General features: G+C 56.3%; 2 protein-coding genes. Both read left to right on the top strand.

The annotated features are described in order from the left end of the window. Positions 1–216: 216 nt before the first annotated feature. Positions 217–615 (top strand): DNA-packaging protein FI, encoded by a 399-nt coding sequence (locus tag ACLJQE_RS44610; protein WP_000158919.1) that lies wholly within the window; start codon positions 217–219, stop codon positions 613–615. 11 nt (positions 616–626) lie between these two features. Further along, positions 627–934 (top strand): head-tail joining protein (locus ACLJQE_RS44605; RefSeq protein WP_410645919.1); only part of this gene is annotated, 308 nt, incomplete at its 3' end.

The raw sequence follows: 934 nt of genomic DNA, 5'->3' as shown, positions 1-934 counted from the left end.
TGATGAGTTCGTGTCCGTACTACTTGCCCGTGAGACAAAGGTACGCCTGATGAGTTCGTGTCCGTACAACTTGCCCGTGAGACAAAGGTACGCCTGATGAGTTCGTGTCCGTACAACTTGCCCGTGAGACAAAGGTACGCCAGGTGATGAGTTCGTGTCCGTACAACTGGCGTAATCATGGCCCTTCGGGGCCATTGTTTCTCTGTGGAGGAGTCCATGACGAAAGATGAACTGATTGCCCGTCTCCGCTCGCTGGGTGAACAACTGAACCGTGATGTCAGCCTGACGGGGACGAAAGAAGAACTGGCGCTCCGTGTGGCAGAGCTGAAAGAGGAGCTTGATGACACGGATGAAACTGCCGGTCAGGACACCCCTCTCAGCCGGGAAAATGTGCTGACCGGACATGAAAATGAGGTGGGATCAGCGCAGCCGGATACCGTGATTCTGGATACGTCTGAACTGGTCACGGTCGTGGCACTGGTGAAGCTGCATACTGATGCACTTCACGCCACGCGGGATGAACCTGTGGCATTTGTGCTGCCGGGAACGGCGTTTCGTGTCTCTGCCGGTGTGGCAGCCGAAATGACAGAGCGCGGCCTGGCCAGAATGCAATAACGGGAGGCGCTGTGGCTGATTTCGATAACCTGTTCGATGCTGCCATTGCCCGCGCCGATGAAACGATACGCGGGTACATGGGAACGTCAGCCACCATTACATCCGGTGAGCAGTCAGGTGCGGTGATACGTGGTGTTTTTGATGACCCTGAAAATATCAGCTATGCCGGACAGGGCGTGCGCGTTGAAGGCTCCAGCCCGTCCCTGTTTGTCCGGACTGATGAGGTGCGGCAGCTGCGGCGTGGAGACACGCTGACCATCGGTGAGGAAAATTTCTGGGTAGATCGGGTTTCGCCGGATGATGGCGGAAGTTGTCATCT

The organism is Amycolatopsis sp. lyj-346, assembly GCF_046548975.1.
Lineage (GTDB): Bacteria > Actinomycetota > Actinomycetes > Mycobacteriales > Pseudonocardiaceae > Amycolatopsis.
This window is presented reverse-complemented; position numbering and strand designations above follow the sequence as displayed.